Origin of the sequence: Bartonella taylorii 8TBB (assembly GCF_902825155.1) — a bacterium.
In the GTDB taxonomy this organism is placed as follows: domain Bacteria; phylum Pseudomonadota; class Alphaproteobacteria; order Rhizobiales; family Rhizobiaceae; genus Bartonella; species Bartonella taylorii_A.
On sequence record NZ_CADEAG010000005.1, the window covers coordinates 25,314 to 46,758 of the forward strand.

Annotated in this window: 17 protein-coding genes; 6 read left to right on the plus strand and 11 right to left on the minus strand. The window is 38.7% G+C overall.

Going from position 1 to position 21,445, the window contains the following annotated elements:
* Positions 1–38 precede the first annotated feature (38 nt).
* The 3 genes from J7R13_RS04965 to lpxK all read left to right on the plus strand — a co-directional run bounded on the left by J7R13_RS04965 (position 39) and on the right by lpxK (position 3,431).
* Complete coding sequence (locus J7R13_RS04965; RefSeq protein WP_004858754.1) at positions 39–284, plus strand: DUF4170 domain-containing protein; 246 nt, start codon at positions 39–41, stop codon at positions 282–284.
* 814 nt (positions 285–1,098) lie between these two features.
* Positions 1,099–2,415, plus strand: coding sequence for a lipid IV(A) 3-deoxy-D-manno-octulosonic acid transferase (waaA, locus tag J7R13_RS04970; protein ID WP_208437730.1), 1,317 nt, complete (start codon positions 1,099–1,101; stop codon positions 2,413–2,415).
* Positions 2,412–3,431 carry a tetraacyldisaccharide 4'-kinase gene (gene lpxK, locus J7R13_RS04975; protein WP_208437731.1) on the plus strand — a complete coding sequence of 340 codons (1,020 nt, stop codon included), beginning with the start codon at positions 2,412–2,414 and terminating at the stop codon, positions 3,429–3,431. Before waaA ends, lpxK begins: the two co-directional genes overlap by 4 nt.
* Positions 3,432–3,477: 46 nt before the next feature.
* Here lpxK and J7R13_RS04980 read toward each other — a convergent pair whose 3' ends face one another.
* Together J7R13_RS04980 and mutL are read right to left on the minus strand one after the other, a co-directional pair.
* Entirely contained in the window at positions 3,478–3,714 is a 237-nt protein-coding gene (locus J7R13_RS04980) for a DUF2093 domain-containing protein (protein ID WP_004858748.1), read from the minus strand.
* A gap of 120 nt (positions 3,715–3,834) precedes the next feature.
* Entirely contained in the window at positions 3,835–5,673 is a 1,839-nt protein-coding gene (gene mutL / locus J7R13_RS04985; RefSeq protein ID WP_208437823.1) for a DNA mismatch repair endonuclease MutL, read from the minus strand.
* A 296-nt stretch (positions 5,674–5,969) separates the two neighbouring features.
* On the opposite strand from mutL, the gene J7R13_RS04990 reads away from it, so the two are divergent.
* Positions 5,970–7,058, plus strand: coding sequence for a 2'-deoxycytidine 5'-triphosphate deaminase (locus J7R13_RS04990; protein ID WP_208437732.1), 1,089 nt, complete (start codon positions 5,970–5,972; stop codon positions 7,056–7,058).
* A gap of 964 nt (positions 7,059–8,022) precedes the next feature.
* Complete coding sequence (gene lldD, locus J7R13_RS04995; protein ID WP_208437733.1) at positions 8,023–9,174, plus strand: FMN-dependent L-lactate dehydrogenase LldD; 1,152 nt, start codon at positions 8,023–8,025, stop codon at positions 9,172–9,174.
* 155 nt (positions 9,175–9,329) lie between these two features.
* On the opposite strand, the gene J7R13_RS05000 is transcribed toward lldD, so the two are convergent.
* From J7R13_RS05000 to J7R13_RS05015, 4 genes are all read right to left on the minus strand, one after another.
* A complete protein-coding gene (locus tag J7R13_RS05000; protein ID WP_208437734.1) occupies positions 9,330–10,289 on the minus strand; it encodes a transketolase family protein in 960 nt (319 codons plus the stop codon).
* 2 nt (positions 10,290–10,291) lie between these two features.
* The gene (locus J7R13_RS05005; RefSeq protein WP_208437735.1) at positions 10,292–11,140 is read right to left on the minus strand and encodes a transketolase; all 849 of its coding nucleotides are present in this window, start codon (positions 11,138–11,140) and stop codon (positions 10,292–10,294) included.
* Between the two features lie 318 nt (positions 11,141–11,458).
* Positions 11,459–12,016, minus strand: a complete 558-nt coding sequence (gene rsmD / locus J7R13_RS05010; protein WP_004858734.1) for a 16S rRNA (guanine(966)-N(2))-methyltransferase RsmD — start codon at positions 12,014–12,016, stop codon at positions 11,459–11,461.
* Positions 11,997–13,403 (minus strand): pseudouridine synthase, encoded by a 1,407-nt coding sequence (locus J7R13_RS05015; RefSeq protein WP_208437824.1) that lies wholly within the window; start codon positions 13,401–13,403, stop codon positions 11,997–11,999. Before J7R13_RS05015 ends, rsmD begins: the two co-directional genes overlap by 20 nt.
* A gap of 264 nt (positions 13,404–13,667) precedes the next feature.
* Here J7R13_RS05015 and J7R13_RS05020 point away from each other — a divergent pair, with 264 nt between their 5' ends.
* Entirely contained in the window at positions 13,668–14,114 is a 447-nt protein-coding gene (locus tag J7R13_RS05020; RefSeq protein ID WP_208437736.1) for a nucleoside deaminase, read from the plus strand.
* Positions 14,115–14,257: 143 nt separating this feature from the next.
* On the opposite strand, the gene J7R13_RS05025 is transcribed toward J7R13_RS05020, so the two are convergent.
* From J7R13_RS05025 to J7R13_RS05045, 5 genes are all read right to left on the minus strand, one after another.
* Positions 14,258–14,782: a hypothetical protein gene (locus J7R13_RS05025; RefSeq protein ID WP_208437737.1), complete on the minus strand. Its 525-nt coding sequence runs from the start codon at positions 14,780–14,782 to the stop codon at positions 14,258–14,260.
* 200 nt (positions 14,783–14,982) lie between these two features.
* Positions 14,983–17,898: an isoleucine--tRNA ligase gene (gene ileS / locus J7R13_RS05030; RefSeq protein ID WP_208437738.1), complete on the minus strand. Its 2,916-nt coding sequence runs from the start codon at positions 17,896–17,898 to the stop codon at positions 14,983–14,985.
* 250 nt (positions 17,899–18,148) lie between these two features.
* On the minus strand, positions 18,149–19,237 hold the full coding sequence (locus tag J7R13_RS05035; RefSeq protein ID WP_208437739.1) for an outer membrane protein: 1,089 nt from the start codon (positions 19,235–19,237) through the stop codon (positions 18,149–18,151).
* 158 nt (positions 19,238–19,395) lie between these two features.
* Positions 19,396–20,229, minus strand: coding sequence for a porin (locus tag J7R13_RS05040; RefSeq protein WP_208437740.1), 834 nt, complete (start codon positions 20,227–20,229; stop codon positions 19,396–19,398).
* A 175-nt stretch (positions 20,230–20,404) separates the two neighbouring features.
* On the minus strand, positions 20,405–21,292 hold the full coding sequence (locus J7R13_RS05045; RefSeq protein ID WP_208437741.1) for an outer membrane protein: 888 nt from the start codon (positions 21,290–21,292) through the stop codon (positions 20,405–20,407).
* Positions 21,293–21,445 lie beyond the last annotated feature (153 nt).

Here is a 21,445-nt window from a genome sequence, read left to right on the forward strand (position 1 = left end):
AGAACAGGCTAAAATTTCTTAATGATATGGAGGCACATATGACTGAAGCAAACGAAAAAAAGCAGTATTTGCATCTTGTATTCGGTGGGGAATTAAAAAATCTTGATAGCAATCAATTTAAGAATATTAATGATTTAGATGTGGTTGGTATTTTTCCAGATTATCAATCAGCTCAAGAAGCATGGCAAGCGAAAGCACAAAAAAGTGTAGATAATGCATTACAACGTTATTACATCGTAGACTTGCATCGCCTTCTTGAAACTGAAACGAGCGATACACAATAAAATTTAAATATCTGATCATTATTTTCTTGAATGATGCGAACGAAAAAAGATTGAATTTTTTAGATTATACTTAAGATGAGTGAAAAAAGCAGAAAAAGGAGCAGTGTATTTTAAAATACTTTTGGCAAAAAAAACCAATATTCACTGATAAAGACATAGCTTGTATAATTTTTTATATAGAAGGGACCGTGTGCATTTTGTTTATTGGACAAATCTGCAATTGAAAAGCTTAGATAATATTGTGAAAATACAAAGCGTTTATAATTTATTTCTTAATCACTTTTTTGCATGCACGGTATATTATGGAATCCTTTCTTTATGCTTAAAGTAAAAAAGTTTTTGCTATATTTTTTGGCTTTGTTCATTCAGAAATAAATGCACCATTTGCAAAAATGAAGGCTTAAATTTGTTTATGACTTGAGAAGACAAAATAAAACGCCTTATATTTACAAGTCTGGATACGAGAACTCTTAACGCCAAAAATGTTCTTAAACTTAATAAAAGATACTATAATTGTGAATATAAAACACCTAAAATTAGAAAAGAGATTATTTTATTAGCCAAATTATTTACCTGTTCTATTTACTTTGTATACATGCGTTTTCATGAGAAAAGATTCTTGAAAAAACATGACATAAAATTACGATTCTGCTTTTTAAATCATTCTCATGAATAAAGTGCGTTTTGTTGCCTAAAATACGAGGGGTGTTTCGCTATTCGCTAAAAGAAAAATCGGATCTCATGAACAGGAGTGATAAATCGTTTAATAAAAAAGCTCGCAGACGTCTCAAAATAAGTGAATGAGGTGGTTTTAATGATGGAACTAAAGGCACGTGCAGCTCTTTTAATTTATCGGGTGGTTGGCTTTTGCTTACGTCCTGTTGTACCTTTTTATTTGTTTCTTCGTGCTGTACGTGGAAAAGAAGAGTGGAACCGCCAAAAAGAGCGTTTGGGTAAAAGCTATGAAATACGTCCTCAAAGCCCATTAATTTGGTTGCATGCTGCTAGTGTTGGAGAAACACTTGCTCTTGTCCCGCTTATTAATTATATTTTATCATGGAAAATAAATATATTATTGACAACCTGCACTGTAACATCTTCTTCTCTTGTAAAAAAGCAGTTTGGTAATCGGTTAATCCACCAATATGCTCCGTTGGATTTAGATTTGGCAGTGCATCGTTTTATCAGTCATTGGAAGCCTGATTTAGCATTGATTTGTGAATCGGAGATTTGGCCTCTACGTATTAAAGAACTTGCCAAAATGCGCATTCCACAAATTTTGATTAATGCCCATATGTCTGAACGTTCTTTTAAAGCTTGGCAAAAACGGCATGCTCTTGCCAGACATATTTTTAAGCATATTGACTTAGCTATTGGTCAAAACGAACGAGATGTAGCTTATTACCATGCACTTGGAGTAAAATCTGTTGCGCTTTCTGGTAATCTCAAGGCTGATGTTTTGCCAGTTGAAGACCGAGCATTACTTGAGCATTATCGGAGTGCTATTGGCAATCGCCCAGTTTGGGCAGCTGTTTCAACCCATGAAGGGGAAGAGGAAATTGCTTTTGAGGTACATAGGATTCTTAAAAATTATTTGCCAGATTTATTGACAATCATTGTACCCCGTCATCCTGAACGTTTAGGAGACCTTATCAAAAAATGTGACAATAAGAGTTTGCGTTTTATCCGTAGAAGCAACAATGCTGTTCCAGATGCAAATACGGACATTTTGTGGGGCGATACGATTGGAGAAATGGGACTTTTTCTTCGCTTATCGAAAGTTTCTTTTATTGGAAAGTCATTATGCGGTGACGGTGGACACAATCCATTGGAATTGGCTTTGCTTGGTTCAGCTATTTTGACAGGACCTCATGTCTCAAATTTTCAAGAGATGTTTGAACAATTTTTAACACGTGATGCAGCATATATGATTCAAGATACAAAACAGCTTGCTATTCAGGTGTATAAGCTTTTAACAAATGAGGCATTGCGACAAGAAATGGTTGATAAAGCCTATGAAGTAGCAACGGGGATGGCGGGTGCACTCGAGCGCACATTAAAGGTCCTTGATCCATTTTTGCAACCTCTTGTAATACAAACAGGTTTAAGTCAGCGTCAGAGGGGAACATGAGGTTTAACGCACCTCATTTTTGGTGGAAAGATAAAAGCTTTTTGCGCTTTTTATTAGCACCAATTTCTTGGGGATATGGTTATTTTTCACGCTGTCGTATGACAAGACAGTCTCCTATTATCAATCTTCCAGTTTTGTGTATTGGCAACTTTACATGTGGTGGTGCAGGTAAAACGCCTGTTGTCATTGCTTTTACCCAAGTGGCTAAAGAGCTTGGTTTCGTACCTGGTATTGTCTCACGTGGTTATGGTGGGACAGTTAAGGGGGTGCATCTTGTCAATGAGAAGCATGACAATGCACATGATGTTGGAGATGAAGCACTTTTACTTGCACGGCATACTTTTGTTGCTATATCACCCGATCGTTATGCGGCAGCACAACGACTCAAGCAAGAAGGATGTGATTTTATTTTAATGGATGACGGGTTTCAAAGCCGCCGTCTTTATATGGATTATTCATTGCTTGTTGTAGATACGATGCGTGGTTTTGGGAATGGAGCTGTTTTCCCAGCAGGACCTTTGCGTGTACCATTAAAAACACAGTTTTCTTTGATGGACAGTGTTTTATTGATTGGTCATTTAGATGCACGTGATAAAATTTCTTCTCTTGTCACCTCTACTGGAAAACCTGTACATTACGCTCATCTTAAATCATTAGCATCTGATAAAGTTGCAGGAAAATCATTTTTGGCATTTGCAGGTATTGGCAATCCAGATAAATTTTTCCAATCAATTAAAGAGCTATGCGGTCATGTTGTGCAAGCTTACTCTTATCCGGACCACTATTTTTTTACCGATACAGATTTAAAAAATCTCGCACAAAAGGCTAAAATGCATAATTTATGGCTAGCTACAACGGCTAAGGATTATGCACGCATACAGTCAAGGAGTGCACAAAAAGATTTAAAAAATCTTGTTGTTTTTGATGTTACAGTTAATTTTTCTCAAGAAGATTTCTGCCGTATGCTACTTGAAAAAGTCATAGCACGTTTTAAAGAACGAAAACATTTCCTTTAAGAGGCAGTTTTGAAAACAACCCTTGGGCTTTATTGTTTCTAACCAATTATTTTTTTTGTGCTTTTAACAATTGATTGAGATATGGATTGCATTCAAGTTCGCGATGATAAGAAATCTCACAACTAGCATATGCTTCTTGGCGGTGATGGTTCCAATATTTTAAATCGTCTATCGGGATTTTTTGCCCGCTAACAGCACAGAGGGTATAAGTTCCATATTCTATAATTTTATATCCATTATTAGAATAATGAATTTTTGCTTCGCGTTCATTACTAGAAAACATTCTTCATAATCCTTTCTTGTTTGTATGAGAGATAATCCAAGTAAAGTGTCATAAAATGCCTTATAAAGTCGAGAGTGAATTAAAAAAATATTTCTTTCTTGCCAAAACAATGCGTGGTAACTATTTTCTACCAAAAAGTCTCTCTATATCAGCCAATTTGAGTTCAATATAAGTAGGACGACCGTGATTACACGTACCTGTATTTGGTGTTGCTTCTATTTGTCGTAACAGTGCATTCATTTCTTCGGGACGTAAAAGGCGCCCTGACCGTATTGAACCATGACAAGCCATTGTTGCTGCAACATAATCAAGCATTGCTTTTAAATTATCTGTCGTATCATATTCCGCGGCCTCGTCTGCGAGATCCTTAATGAGGGCTTGTACGTTGATTTCTCCTAACATGGAGGGTGTTTCACGCACAACGATTGCACCAGGTCCAAATGGTTCTATGCCTAAACCAAATTTCTGCAAAGCATCTTTATGCGTTAAAAGGCATGTTGCGTCTTCTTCAGAGAGTTCTACAATTTCAGGAATAAGTAGCAATTGTGAAGGAAGCGGTTTGGAATAAAGTGCATTCTTGAGCTCTTCATAAACTAATCGTTCGTGAGCAGCATGCTGATCGACAATAACCAAACTATCTTGGGTTTGAGCAATAATATAGTTTCTATGGATTTGTGCTCTGGCAGCTCCTAGTGGATAAGATAATTCTTCTTGTGAAGCTATAGTGTTTGGAATGTAGGCATCACCACTTGGCGTATCTAAGCCCTCCATAATAGGAGTCGCATCTTCCTTTAAACCAAAAGAGCTATTAGTATCCAATGGTTGATGAATCATTGATGCGGATGCAAAATGATAGGGCTGTGAGCTGTAAGAAGAAGCCGGCTGAGTGCTCTTTGAATTTGCCAATGGCTGTTGTATTTGAAATGCAGCCAACATTGCTTCAGAACGCGTTGAAGTAGGACGAACGCCCGTTTTATGTAACGCTTCACGAATTGCTCCAACGATTAAACCGCGAATGAGCCCTGAATCACGGAATCGTACATCAGCTTTGGTTGGATGCACGTTAACATCTACATCGGCGGGTGGTAGATCAATAAAAAGAATGGAGACAGGATAGCGATCCCGGGTCATGACATCAGCATAAGCTCCTCGAATAGCCCCCCAGAGGAATTTATCGCGCACTGGACGCCCATTAACATAAGCAAATTGATGAAGGCTATTACTACGGTTGAAGGATGGCAAACAAGCAAACCCTGTCAAACGGACTGATTCGCGTTCAGCATTAAGTGTGATACTGTTTGGAGCAAATTCTTTACCCATAATTTGTGTAATACGTTGTAATTGTCCTTGGGTATTATTTTGCGTAGCAGGTAATTCCATAGAAGTTCTGTCTGATCCTGAAAGAGAAAAGCGGATATGCGGAAATGCAATAGCAATTCGTTTAATCATATCGGTAATGGCATTCGTTTCAGCCCGATCAGTTTTCATAAATTTTAGCCGTGCTGGAGTAACAAAGAAGAGGTCACGAACTTCAACGATCGTTCCAAGATTTGCGGCCGCCGGTTTCGGTCCAACAATTTTTCCTGCTGTGACAATAATTTCAGCAGCATTATCAGCATCTTGCGTTCGTGAAGTTAATTTAAGTTTAGCAACAGAACCAATAGAGGGTAAGGCTTCTCCTCTAAATCCTAAGAAGCAGATATTGTGCACGTCATCGGTAATTTTTGAGGTACAATGGCGAGAAACTGCTAAAGTTAACTGATCTGCTGGAATACCACAGCCATTATCACTCACCTTTATAAAATTTTTTCCGCCGTTTGCTGTGACAATTTCAATTCGAGTTGCTCCAGCGTCAATGGCATTTTCAACAAGTTCTTTGACAACATTTGCTGGCCGTTCAATAACTTCGCCGGCGGCAATTTGATTAATAATATTTTCGCTAAGATGGCGTATGATCATCATAAATTATAACAAGATTCCTGCAAATTCTATAGGAGTTTTAAATTATGATAACATTATTTGTGTAACATTCAAGAATGGGAGTGTGTGTAAGATATTATCCTTAAAATAACTCTTATTTACTTTCAAAAAATGTTGTACCAAGTGCTGTTTCATTGTTTGTGACATTATGATTAACTATAGTAGAAAATTGATTGGCAAAATCAGAGAGGAATAGTTTTATCACCTTAAAACAGCTTGCGCCAATCAATCATCTGAGCCAAAAAGAAATGAAGTAAAAATGGAAAGCAAAACATATGGCGCGTGTAAGCGGTATCCTTGCAGATAATGATATACAAGCTTTGATTGATAATGACATTCTCAAAGCTCTTTGGCCATTTGATGCAACCCAAATACAACCCGCAAGCCTTGATCTTCGTTTAGGGGAAAAAGCTTATCGTATACGGGCTTCCTTTATGCCCGGGCTTGATGTAAAAGTTTTAGATAAGCTCGAACGGTTAAAGTTGCACGAATTTGATTTGCGACACGGAGCCGTCTTGGAAACAGGTTGTGTTTATATTGTTCCTCTTTTAGAAAATTTAGCTTTACCAGAAATCTTATCAGCAGTTGCCAATCCTAAAAGTTCTACGGGGCGATTAGATATTTTTACGCGTGTAATTACAGATAATGCTCAGGAATTTGATAAAATTTGTGCGGGTTATCATGGTCCACTTTATCTTGAAATTAGTCCACGAACATTTCCAATTTTGGTACGTACTGGTTCACGTTTATCTCAGCTCCGGTTTCGCAAGGGATACAGTTATTTAAATGCAATTGAGCTGCATGCTTTGCATAGAGATGAAACACTGTTATCGGATGATATGCCTAATATTAACGAGGATGGTATTGGACTTTCCATTAATTTGAAGGGAGACGAAAACGGGCTGGTGGGCTATCGTGCTAAACACCATACAAGTGTTATTGATATTGATAAACGCGCTGTTGCTCAAGTTCTAGATTTTTGGGAACCTCTTTTTGACCGTGGTCAAAGGGAACTGATTCTTGATCCTAATGAGTTTTATATTTTAGTCTCGCGAGAAGCTGTCCATGTTCCTCCGCTTTATGCCGCTGAAATGACCCCCTTTGATCCCTTGGTTGGTGAGTTTAGAGTGCATTATGCAGGTTTTTTTGACCCAGGATTTGGGCATATGGAAGCAGGTGGGAAAGGGGCAAAAGCGGTTTTGGAAGTGCGTAGCCATGAAGTCCCATTTATTTTGGAGCATGGCCAAATTATTGGCCGTTTAATCTATGAACACATGCTTAACCGACCGTTAGCACTTTATGGACATGATTCTGGATCACATTACCAAGCGCAGGGATTAAAGTTATCTAAGCATTTTAAATGAGTTTGAAAATATGGATTTCGATAAGATATTTGCAAGAAGCGCGTATTTGAATAAAGGAGAACTTTATTTTCATGAATATGATACACTACCAGTTTGTTCATTTCTCAAACTTAATATACGAAATCAGTTGTTAGTACTCGCTCTATTTTAAAAAATCGAAATAAAGATATCCTGTATTTTGTTTCATATCAAATATCTTTAAATGATAAAAAAGTAAGTTTTCCGTGATAGAAAAGTTAAAAAATTCTAACGTTGCATTGTACATAATTTTTTAATGTATCTTGTCTCTAATTTAAATAATATTTTTTATAATTTTATAGAAAGCATACTCTCTGTGTATAATCAATCTATTATGAACAATAAATGTCTGAAAAAAGAGATTTTTCTGTTTATACATCTTTAAAATTCTTTAAACACTCCAAGTACGTCAAGAAATGCGTATTTTGATAAATTCTGATTAGCAGGAAGTCTACAAAAAAAACAGCTGAGTACATGGGAAAAGTTGAATTTGTTCTATTAACAATCTTTTTCATCTTTACAGGAAGATTTCGTAGTCTACGCTCAATAGTTGGCTCTATAGTTTTTTTTTACTGTAATGTGAAATATCATTATAGTTTATAAAAAGAATTTGCTTTAAAATTAGAATCAATAACTTAAACAATGTCTCTTGGAGGACATTGATAAGAAGACGATTATCACGTCTTAATTCTTGATTTTTGGGTACATGTTAATAACGTTTGCGTTTGTAAGTCATTGATTAATGATTTAGCACCTACAGATTCTTAATCTCAAGGAGAACAATAAAGATTTTGTTTTCACTTATGTAATTTTTGAGTTGCAATCTTAATTGCCTGCATCTACTGAATGGAGTGTTTTGGGAGGACGCCTAATAGAAGGCGTGCGGATTAATCCTTATTAATTTTAGAATGTATTTACTTTTCATTCAGGAATATTGGTGCTACTCATGATTATTTCCTCAACGTTTGATTATCGCAAAGCAGCAAAACGTCGTCTTCCCCCTTTTCTTTTTCACTATATCGATGGTGGAGCTTATGCTGAAGAAACGTTGCGACGTAATTGTACAGATCTTCAAGCACTTGCACTGCGTCAAAGAATTTTGAGAGAGGTTGGTGAAGTTGATCTTTCAACCAAGCTTTTTGATCAAACACTGAATTTACCGATTATACTTGCACCCGTTGGGTTAACAGGCATGTATGCACGCCGTGGTGAGGTACAAGCTGCACGTGCAGCCGTTGCAAAAGGTATTCCTTTTACCTTATCCTCAGTTTCAGTTTGCCCCATTGCAGAAGTCCAGAAGGCAGTTGGAAGTGCATTTTGGTTTCAACTTTATGTGCTCAAAGATCGTGGATTTATGCGTGATGCATTAGAGCGAGCTTGGGCATCTGGTGTGCGCGCATTAGTTTTTACAGTTGATATGCCGGTTCCTGGTGCGCGTTATCGTGATGCGCATTCAGGAATGTCAGGACCTTATGCGGGATTACGCCGGATTTTACAAGCTTTTACCCATCCATATTGGGCTTGGAATGTTGGTATTATGGGGCGGCCGCATGATCTTGGCAATGTTTCCACTTATCTCAAAAAGAAAATTGCATTGGACGATTATGTTGGTTGGCTTGGTGCAAATTTTGATCCATCAATTGGTTGGTCTGACCTGCAATGGATTCGGGATTTTTGGAAAGGAAAAATGATTTTGAAAGGTATACTTGATCCAGAAGATGCACGTGAAGCAGTGCGGTTTGGTGCGGATGGTCTCGTTGTTTCTAATCATGGTGGACGTCAACTTGATGGTGTATTATCAACTGCACAAGCATTGCCCGCAATTGCCAAGATGGTAAAGGGTGATTTGGCTATTTTAGTGGATTCTGGTGTTCGTTCTGGCCTTGATGTTGTGCGCATGATAGCTCAAGGTGCGGATGCCGTTATGATCGGTCGTGCTTTTGTTTACGCGCTTGCAGCAGCGGGTGAGAAAGGTGTTGCTCATCTCCTTGATCTTTTTGCGAATGAAATGCGCGTAGCTATGACGTTGACCGGTGTACAAACAGTTAAAGAGATTACGCGTGAGAGTTTAGTGAATACAGATGCTTTGCAATCATGAGGAAAGTGCACTGTACTATCTTTGGAAAAAGAGAGTTTTTTCATTAAAAATAGGAAAAGCGCAGTTTCGTATACCTATCTGTCTTGTTTTCTTTTCACATCCTCAGTGATTGATATTATTTTTTAACTGGCGAGTATATTTAACATTTTTATATATTATTTCATTGCTAACGCAGTTTTCGCTATACCATACCGGCTGATTCCATAATTTGCTAAAATGTCTAATTGGCTTCCATTACAAATCGGCTCATCCGGTATTCCTAGCGATGTAAATTTACATACAATGCTATGTTCTATAAGTAATCTGGCAATTGTATCCCCAAGCCCTCCGTTTATGCTATGTTCTTCACAGACAACAACAGATTTGTGGGATTTGCATAATTCTAGCACAGATACATCATCTAAAGGTCGAATTGTTGGTATACTTAGAACTGTTGGTATAGCTTCATATTTTTGGAGTTCTTCAGCAGCATCGAGACAAATCTGAACGGTCTCACCAGTGGCAAGTAAGAGAATATCTTTTCCCTTTTGTATAACAGAAGCTTTATTGATATCTATTTTTGAAGAATCTCTATGAATATTTTTAACTGCATGCTTACCTAAACGTATATAAACAGGCGTAGAATTGCTTAGCGTCGAAAGAATTGCAGCCTCCGTTTCTTTATTATCGGCAGGAGCAATGATGCGCATGTTAGGAATAGCACGAAGCGAAGCAAAATCGGAAATGGCATGATGTGTTGCCCCCAGCGCTCCATAGCTAATACCAGCACTAATGCCAATCAGTCTAACAGGATTTTCACAATAAGCTACATCTACCTTTATTTGTTCAAGTGCACGCGTTGTCAAAAAACAAGCCTGAGAAACCACAAATGGCTTTTTTCCACACGAAGCAAGACCAGCCGCAACGCCTACCAAATTTTGTTCGGCAATTCCAACTTCTACAATACGCTTTGGATAGTGCTTTGCGAATTGGTCAATCTTCCCAGATATTCGTGAATCGGCTGTTAAAACAACAATATCTTTATCAAATTGCGCTATTTCTATAAGAGTTTTATTCAAAATTTCGAGGTTTGAAAACTTCACGGCAGTTTGTGTTTCTTGATGATAATTATCCATGTTCATGCTCCCATTAATTGAATTTTTGTCTTAATTTCATTGACAGCAAGATTATATTCTTCATCTGTTGGAACTTTATGGTGCCAAGTTATGTCATTTTCCATGTAGGAAATTCCAGAGCCCTTTATCGTGTTCATAATTATTGCTGTTGGTTTGTTCTTATGAAATGGAGGTAATCCTAACGATGTCTTCAGTTGTGTTATATCGTGACCATCAATTTCTACAACATGCCAGCCAAAACTTGTAAATTTATCTGCTAAGGGCTCTGTTTTCATTAAGATATCAGTCGTATCAGTAATTTGTAGCCGATTTCTATCGACAATTGCGATAAGATTACTGAGTTTATAATGCGCTGAAAATAGTACAGCCTCCCAGACGGATCCCTCTGTCATTTCACCATCGCCAAGAAGCACAAAAACACGGTAAGATTGAGAATTAAGCTGTCCAGAAAGAGCCATTCCTGCACCAAGAGATAAGCCATGACCAAGAGAGCCTGTGCTTTGCTCGATGCCAGAGACTTTTTTGGTTACATGGCCTATAAAATTTGAACCAAATTTTAAATAAGTATCGAGAAGTTTAGGATCAAAATATCCCATTTCTGATAATACAATATACAATGCTTCAACCGCATGTCCTTTACTTTGAACATAACGATCGCGATTAATATCATGGATACGCGTTGGATTTATTTGAAGAATATATTTGTATAAGATATAAATGAAATCAATGCAGGAAAGACTACTAGCTGTGTGACCAGATTTCGCTCTTTTAATGAGATCAAGTATTTTAAGTCGTAAACGGAGAGAACAAATCGCATCGTAAATATCTGCTTTATTACTTGCATAAGCCATACTCTCCCCCTCAGAAAATTTATAAAATAATCCCTTTAAATCGCAATTTTATGGCTACTGACTAGAAGATCATTTAAACCATTCCATATATCTTTAGATGTATTGTGTACAGAAAAAAGCATGCATACCAGCAAGTAATTGTACAGTAGTTATGCAAAAATAGTAGTATAAAAGCTTTCCACATCTTTCATTGGTTAAAAAACAACCGCTTCTTCATGCCAAACAACCGCCCCATAAGAAAAGTGCAATGTAAAAAGATGTACAGAATAATTTTTCTCATCCTATCGGATAAAAACGAAAATTTTCAGAAGTTTAAAACTATGATCGCAGTTTATAAAAACGTATTGCTGTCTCACCATAAAAACGCTCATCATCTAGATAAAATATATCAGGTAAATGAATCATTGCTTCCTTCTTTTCTTCAAGTACAAAGAGTGTATCAGCTTTTGCCCACCCTCCTCTCACAGCCGCAACAAAAGCACGCTCACCTAAACAATAGCCATAAGGAGGATCTGCGCAAATAATATCAAATGGAAGCATTGTCCCAATATTGCCTAGTTTTGTCGCATCACGACGCAAGATCCGCCCAATTGACTGCAATTCAAAAGCTTCAATATTTTTTTGAAGCAGTCCACGCCCCTCAACTGAATTTTCAACAAAAACAGCCGCTTTTGCACCACGCGATAAAGCCTCTATGCCTAAAGCACCAGTACCTGCAAAAAGATCAAGAATACGTTTGTTGGTCCAAAATTGTTCTTCTCGGCTCGCAAGAATATTGAAAAGGCTTTCGCGCGTACGATCACTGGTTGGACGAATCGACTGCCCCACAGGTGCAAACAAAACACGCCCAGCAAATTTACCGCCAACGATCCGCACGTGGTCCTCTAAATCGCTTCGTTGTTTTTGCATCACCGCTATACGCTTTAGATTTTTTTATAGCAGCACCATCAAATGATTTAGCTTTTCGCTTACTCTCAAAAGAACGCTCATCGTAATTGCCTTTTACAACCTTTTCTTCTTTCTTTAATAGATGCTCTTTTTTGCCAACAACACGCGCTTCACCATAAGATTTTTTACCACGTTTTTGATCAAAACGAATATCCTTCTCTTTGTGCAACTGAACTTCTGGTAGCTTTTCCTTACCTTTATGAAAAAATTCCTTGCCGACTAAATTGCTTTTATGATTATGAGAGGATTCCTCACTATAGAAAGACTTCTTACGTGCACTCTGTGGACGTGCACCAGGAGCCATCCAAACATTAGAGCGACGCGAACGAGGCAAAAAACGCTGCTCTGCTTTTCCTTCATTGCTCTCATCCTTAGGCATAAATTTCTCATCAGATTTTGTGCCCAATCGTGATTGAGAGTGCTTAACAGAGTTGCTGCTCCTGCGCTGTACATTTTTCCCACTCGAAAAAACCCAACCATCATTGGTAGTAGCAAGATCTTTATCTCTTGGTTTTACTACAACAACCGCAGAATTTGGAAATGACTTAAGAATAGGAGCATCAAAATCTGCATTCGCTTGCATAATTAAACGCTCACCCAATTGCTCACGTAACGTCCGACCTTTTATCTCACGAACGGCTCCTTCTTCTAAATCAGAAAGCTGAAATGGACCATAAGATACACGAATTAAACGATTCACCGATAATCCTAATGCACCAAGAACCTTCTTTATTTCACGATTTTTTCCTTCACGCAAAGCTACAGAAAGCCATACATTTGACCCCTGTTCACGTTCAATCGATGCTTCAATTGAACCATAGAAAATACCATCAATCGCGATGCCATTTTTAAGACTATCAAGTGCACTCTGTTTGACTCTTCCATGAGCACGAACCCGATATTTTCGCACCCATCCTGTTACAGGAAGTTCTAAGACACGGGCTAAACCACCGTCATTGGTTAACAGCAAAAGCCCTTCCGTGTTAATATCAAGCCTGCCCACAGAAAGAACACGAGGCATTTCTTTCGGCAAATTGCTAAACACTGTTGGTCTACCTTCAGGATCACGGTTAGTGGTGACAAGTCCCGCTGGCTTATGGTAAAGCCATAATCGCGTTCGTTCCGTAGGAGACAAAGGCTTGCCATCAACTTTAATAACATCAGAGCGGGTAACATTAAAAGCAGGCGTCGTCACAACTTCACCATTAACAACAATACGACCTGCAAAAATCATCATTTCTGCATCACGACGCGAAGCAACACCAGCACGTGCTAACCTTTTAGCAATCCGCTCACTTTCATTGTTTTCATTCATTTGCTCTTTACACCAATCTCTTCCTGTACATTCAGCAAATCGCCATCCTGCATCATACTGCTTACCTTGAAAAGAGGAAGTAACATAATCATTTGTCATTTTCTATCCTTTAGCAGCAATAATGTATTAGATTACTTGTAAGTTAGTTTTAAACATTTAAAAATAATGTCCCTTCGTTATAAGAGAGTCATAACTCACCCATTTTACAGTAATCCTCCCGATGGAGAATTTTTCATCCCCCTACACTTCAATAGAAAGAACACTATGACTTTGACTCCCATGGAAATAGCCCTTTTAGAAGCGCAATGGGCAAGAAAAAAAGATGAAATCCCCGTAGGGGCCGTTATCACACACGGAAAAACAATCGTTGCACGCGCTGGTAACTACACAAAAGCCGGATATGATCCTACAGGACATGCAGAAATGCGCGTAATCCGTATGGCCTGCGAAATATTCCAAAGCGAAAGACTTCTTGATTGTGACCTATATGTAACCCTTGAACCTTGTGCTATGTGTGCAGCAGCAATTTCATTTGCACGCATACGGCGTCTCTACTATGCAACCAGCGACCCAAAAGGAGGCGCTATTGAACACGGTCCACGCTTTTACCAGCAGCCAACTTGCCATCACCGACCTGAGATCTATTCTGGTTTTAAGGAAAAAGAAGCAGCTCAACTGCTTAAAGATTTTTTTGCACAAAAGCGGTATTAAAAAAATCTTCTTCTTACCTACAATACCTATCTTTGAACAACCAAAAATTATTAAAGAAGGTTCATAGCTCTTCTTTTCTACAAGAAACCATTTCTAGAGCACTTTTTCTCTCTCACACTCTGTTTAACGCTTCGTCCTTATTCTTATTTACCAACAGGTGCAGTTTTTGCCGGTTGACGATAACTTAAAGGTGGCTCCGTGAGATACCGACGATACTTCGGGCTTCCAACTTGCGCTCTCTGACGACGTAAATATTCCTGTCGTTGCTTCGCACTCAACCGTGAGATACTTTCTGAACCAGCGGTACTAGCATGCTCATTAACTGATGATCCTTTTTTGGGAAAAACAGAAACTTTGTTACCACTAGGGTGTTGCTTTAGTCTTCCTGTTCTACCAAATGAACCACCCTGTGCTACATCTTGCTGCGGTAGTGGTAACACTGTGCGCGAGCTTGACTTTGGTATCACAAGTTTTGGATGGTTTTCCATAACAAGCTGACTATTGTCATTTGTCGATGTTAGCGAAGCAAGGTTAGCAACATCTTCAAAAAACTGTAACGAAACCGCCTTATCTGTACCATAAGTAGGAGCGGATAAACCGCACCCTGTTAAAACAAAGCACATACCCAAAATGCTTGTTGGCAATATTCTTACTTCACGTCTTTTCACTGCTTATCCCATTTTCCTAAGTATATGGTTAATTGATTCTCCCGCGATTTACTGGAGATCTGATCCACACACAAACTCCCCCTACGGAAAAACAACGGAACTATCATTACCATAAAAGGTTACACGCATCAATGACAGAATTCAAACCGTAAAATGCTCTTTACAACCCAGCATTTCACCCTTTCCTCTTGATCTAAACTTTAAATCCTGCCGAGCGTCTGTAATTCACGCAAAGCAGCTGCATCGCGAGCAGATACATCAGGATAAGCTGGATCACTGCCAACATCTTGTGTATAACGCCATGACCTCGCACATTTTTTCCCTAACGCCTTCCCCGGATACACACCAACGCCTTCAACATCACTCAGAGTAAAAGCATCCTTAGGCGGTGTATCTTGTTTAATTGTTAGAGCACTGGTGATACAAATTTCCGCCATATCTAGATTCTCTAATACTTCCAGTAAAGTTGGATTAGAAATAAAAACAATGGGTGCTGCTTCTAAAGATGATCCAATACGCTTGTCCGCTCGTTCAAGCTCTAAAGCACCCGTCACAACTTTGCGGACCTGACGAACTTTTTTCCAACGTTCAGCCAAAGATTCGTTCTGCCACTCTTCTCGCGTAGAGCGAAACTGTTCCAAATGCACCGATTGACTTTTTGGATAACGCTCTAACCAAGCTTCTTCCATCGTAAAAGGCAACATTGGAGCAAGCCATGTCACCATGTGCTCAAAAACCTCACGGACAACCTGCAAAGAAGCTTTACGTTTTTTTGATGAAGGTGCATCGCAATAAAGAGAATCTTTGCGGATATCAAAATAAAATGCTGATAACTCAATAATCGAAAAATCCAATAATGCACGCATAATCTTTTTAAAATCAAACTCGTCATAGGCGCGATTAACCAAATGATCGAGTTCAAAAAGCCTATGTAATATAAATTTTTCAAGATCTGGCAATGCACAATAAGAGATTTCTTCTCCTTCATCATGCGCTAAAGTTCCAAGCATCCAACGAATTGCATTACGCAATTTACGATATGAATCCACATTTGTTTGAAGAATTTTTTTACCTAGACGCTGATCTTCCCAATAATCCGTTGTCATCACCCAGAGACGAAAAATATCAGCACCAGATGTTTTAATAATTTCTTGCGGAACAACCGTGTTTCCTAAGGACTTAGACATTTTCTTGCCATTCTCATCCAAAGTAAAACCGTGCGTGATCACCGCTTTATAAGGAGAACAAGCGCGCGTACCACAACTTTCCAAAAGAGAAGACTGGAACCACCCACGATGTTGATCAGATCCTTCAAAATAAACATCGGCAGGCCACTTCAAATCAGCTCGATCCTCTAGTACAAAACTATGGCTCGCTCCAGAATCAAACCAAACATCAAGAATATCATGGACCTGTTTCCAAGACTCATGTGCACGCTCACCTAAAAAACGTTCACGTGCTCCCTCAGTAAACCACGCATCTGCCCCTTCTTTTTCAAAAGCTTGCAAAATACGCTCATTCACTCGCTCATCTTTCAGAATAACACCATCCTCATTGGCAAAAATACAAATTGGAACACCCCAAGCGCGCTGACGAGAAAGAACCCAATCAGGACGATCTGCTACCATAGAAGCCAAACGGTTTTGGCCAGAAGAAGGAACAAAACGCGTCATCGAAATAGCCTCCAAAGCACGACTACGTAAAGTTGAACCATCTCCAAGATCTTTATCCATTGAAATAAACCATTGCGGCGTATTACGGAAAATAACTGGCTTTTTTGAACGCCAACTGTGAGGATAGGAATGTTTTAAACGACCGCGTGCAAACAATCGATCCGCTTTAATTAAAGCGTTAATCACTTCTTTATTGGCATCACCCATTTTTCCATGATCATCAATAACACGTACGGGCCCCTCTTTACGGTCCGGTCCAAAACCAGGGACATCCTTCGTATAAAAACCAGCATCATCAACAGGAAAAGGTATAGACGAATCAATACCAGCCTGCTCCAATAGAGGCTTATAAGCATTCCAAATTTCAAAATCCTCACGACCATGGCTAGGTGCTGTATGAACAAAACCGGTACCAGCACTCTCTGTTACGTGCGAACCATCAAGTAGTGCAATCTTATAATTGTAACCTCCAGCCAAACCTTTGAGTGGATGAGAAAGAAAAAGCCTTTTAAGTTCATCATTAGAAACAACACGTAAACGCTTCAAAACAAGTTTTGCTTTTTCTGCACAACTCATGGCCAATGCATCAGCAAAGAGAAGTTTTTCTCCAGCTTGAGGACCAAAATCATTTTCTGCGCTTTCAACTTCGTAAACACCGTAAGAAATCTGTGAAGAATAACTAACCGCACGGTTACCAGGAATTGTCCACGGAGTCGTTGTCCAAATCACAACATAAGCGCCATACAAATCGCTAGAATCTGTTTCAAAAACAGGAAACTTAACCCATATGACCTCTGATTCATGATCATGATATTCAATCTCCGCCTCTGCCAAAGCCGTACGCTCCACAACAGACCACATCACAGGCTTTGAACCACGATAAATCTGATCTGACATAGCAAATTTCATCAATTCACTAGCAATGCGTGCTTCTGCATGAAAAGCCATTGTGGTATAGGGCGTGTTAAAATCTCCAACAACGCCAAGGCGTTTAAATTCTTCACTTTGAACAGTTATCCAATGTTGTGCAAATTCACGGCATTCTTGACGAAATTCGTTAAGGGGTACATCATCTTTATTTTTCCCTTGCGCACGATATTTTTCTTCAATCTTCCATTCAATTGGAAGCCCATGGCAATCCCAACCAGGTACATAGTTTGCGTTAAAACCACGCATTTGGAATGAACGAACAATCACATCCTTTAAAACTTTGTTTAAAGCATGCCCAATATGGATATGTCCATTTGCGTAAGGTGGTCCATCATGAAGAATGTAAAGTGGGCGATCTTTTGCTTGTTGGCGTAATTGCGTATAAAGCCCCATATCTTCCCACCGTGCCATCAATTCAAGCTCTTTTTGCGGTAACCCCGCACGCATAGGAAAATTTGTTTGTGGTAGATAAAGAGTTTTCGAGTAATCTATTGTTTCATTTTTCACAGTCATTGTGAAATATTCCTGTCCACTTTTACGATTTCATTTTTGCATAACTTCCCTGAACCCTGCAACTCTGGTTTTTTAATCTATAGGGAAAGCCGAGCTTATCATTCGTATTAAGCAGCGATCAAGAAGATATATCATCACGTTTCATGGGCTTTATCATGAAACTATCAAGAAAGGAAACACAAAAATAATCTCCTCAAAAAAATAAAGGCTCCACTATAAGCGGAGCCTCTTAGCAACTTACTCTTAAAAACTAGAATTTATAAGCTACACCAACACGGAAATCATTGGTTTTATAGTTAATTTCAAATTTTTCCTTCGCAAATTTTTTCTTGCCAAAATCGGAGTAACGATATTCTGCACGCAAAATAACATTGTCCAGCACTGCAAAATCAAAACCACCACCAAGAGTATAACCAACCATCATCTTTGTTTCATCGGTTAAGTTCTGAGATTTTAAAACTTTTCCACTCTCTTTCTTAAAAGATATGGACACAATGTCGTGAAGCTGCGCATAAGCAACACCACCAGAAACATAAGGCATAAAACGATCAGCAGCAAAACCAATACGCAACCGCGTAGCACCAGTCCAATTTTGCTTTAAAGTATGATTTAAAGCTTCAATTTCCCCGCCTTGCTCACGACTAAATTCAGCGATTTCCCTCTTTATCTGCGCTAAATTATATAGATTTGCACTATTCTGACCTGCAGCTTGCACACCGTGTCCAGCCATCATCTGTGCACCGTGAGCAGCAGACCCATGGGGATTAGCACCATAATGACTGTGACCCGCACCCCCTCTATTGCCAGCATCTCCTCCCACTGCTGCTGGTTGTGCTGGAACTGAGCTCTCTGAAGCCTGTTGGATTGATGCTGAATGTACTGGTCTGCCAGACCTTGCTACTACACTGTCTACTGTAGAACCATCAGAAAAATCTACGGTAATAGTCTTTGTCTGTTTATTTCCAGACCACATTAAATCCGTATCAACACCAAAAATGAAGTTATCGCCAAGTTCAATATTAGAACCGATGTAAACGCCAACACCTTCAAAACCTGAAAGCTTAGGTGATAAATTTTTAGGAAGTGGCGCACTTCTATCTTTATCAACAATATCTGTATCAGTATCAATAATATTCATATCAGTTTTACTTGAAAACCCACCAATTTGGCCACCCAAGTAAAAACCGGCCCAAGTAAAAGCAGGAGCGACAAAAGCTGATGAAGAACCTGACGAAACAACCGGTGCCTGTTGATGAGGAATCATCACATCCGCTGCTTGTACTGTAGAAGCTGAAATTAAAGCAAAAATAGATGCCGTTATTAAACGTTTCGTATTCATAAAATATCTCCAAATATCCAAAACGTATTGTATATAGTGTATCTATTTTGAAATATCTGTAGCAAAAATATCACATCCACAAAAAAATAGAGGCGCCGTTAAAGACGGAACCTCTTAGCAATTTATTTTCGGCCTAAATAATTTTGTTTTTTATAAAATTAGAATTTATATGCTACACCAACACGGAAATCATTAGTTTTATAGCTAAATTCGTTCCCATCCTTCACGAATTTCTTTTTACCAAAATCAGAGTAACGATATTCTGCACGCAACAGAACATTATCAGTCATCGCAAAGTCAATACCACCACCAAGAGTAAAACCAATAAACATCTTTGTTTTATCAATCGTATTACCAGAGATTGTTTTACCTGGTTTATTATTTACTGATTTTTTTGTTGCAGAAACCCAATCAATACCCTGCATCTGTGCATAAGAAACACCACCAGAAATATACGGCATAATGCGGTCAGCGGTTGCAAAACCAATACGCACTCGTGTAGCCCCGGACCATTTTTCTTTTAAAATAGTTCTATACACTCCCGTATCACCCGCTACAAATTTTTCCGCTTCCTCTAACTGAATGCCGGCATCTTTAAAATCCTGATTAAGTTCCACAGCGCCAAAATTACCAAGAATCTCTGAAGTAGAGCTTTTTTTGTCTTCTCGTCCAGCCCAAACTGCATCAGTCTCAACGCCTAGAATAAGACCATGGCCAAGATCTATATTAGAACCTGCATAGATGCCAGCCACGAAACCTGAAGGCTTAGGTGTCATATCTTCGCTAATTGTATCTTTTGTATCCGAATTAATTATCTCAACATTACTCGAAAAACCACCAATCTGGCCACCAATATAGAAACCTGTCCAAGAAAAAGCAGAGGCTGTAATAACTGGTGCGGTTTCCTGATGAATGACAACATCCGCAGCCTGTACCGCCGAAGCTGAAATAAAAGCAAAAACAGATGCCGTTATTAAAGATTTTATATTCATAAATTCTGCTCCTCATTTATTCATAACGCAATGCTAGGCACTTATGCAAAGAAAATCTGTAGCAAAAATGATACATTTACAAAAATTAGGGAGCGATAAAAATAGAGGCCCCGTTAAAACGGGGCCTCCTAGCAATGTAACTTAATTTTATACGAACAATTTCGTTTTTATAAAATTAGAATTTGTAAGCTACACCAACACGGAAATCATTGGTTTTGAAATTATACTCTTTTTGTGCTGTCCCAAAAAATTTCTTTTTACCATAATCTGAATAGCGGTATTCTGCACGCAACAGAACATTATCAGTCATTGCGAAATCAATACCACCACCAATCGTGAAACCAACCATTGTTGCCGTTTCATCAGATGAAGTTGTAGCAAAAGATGCACCATTTATCTTCGCTTTTCCATAAGCTGCCTCCAGCTGTGTATAGGCAACACCCCCAGCGACATAAGGCATAATGTGGTCAGCAGCAGAAAAACCAATACGTACTCGCGTAGCGCCAGCCCATTTCTGTTTAAAAGCAATAGCTTCTGATACATCCACAGCACCTGCATCTACCACTCTCGTTCCAGCTCCAAGAGTTGCAGTTCCAGAAGTTCCAGGAGTTCCAGAAGTTCCAGGAGTTCCAGTTTCTGTTCCAGGTTCTTTTCCAGGTTCTTTTCCAGGTTCTTTTCCAGGTTCTTTTCCAGGTTCTTTTCCAGGTTCTTTTCCAGTGGCTACTTTTAAGTCTTTTTTGCCAGACCAGATCATATCTGTTTCAACACCCAAAATAATGCCACTTCCAAGATCAAAGTTAGACCCTGCATAAAAACCACCAATCAAACCTGAAAGTTTAGGCGATAAGTCTTTAAAAATTGAAGTATCTTTATCTTTATCTTTCAAGGCAATTTTACTTGAAAAACCACCAATCTGACCACCAAGATAAAAACCTGTCCAAGAAAAAGCAGGGGCAGTGATAACTGGTGCTACTTCATGTGGAATGACAACATCAGCAGCTTGTACTGCAGAAGCTGAAACTAAAGCGACAACAGAAGTTGTTATTAAAGATTTTATATTCATAAATTTTGCTCCTAATTCATTATGGTGCAATACTATACATCTATGAAAAAAAATCTGTAGTAAAAATAACACAGCTATATAAAATAGAGGTCCCATTCAGAGATGGGACCTCTTAATAATTTTTTCTATACGAAAGCCTATCAGTTATACACA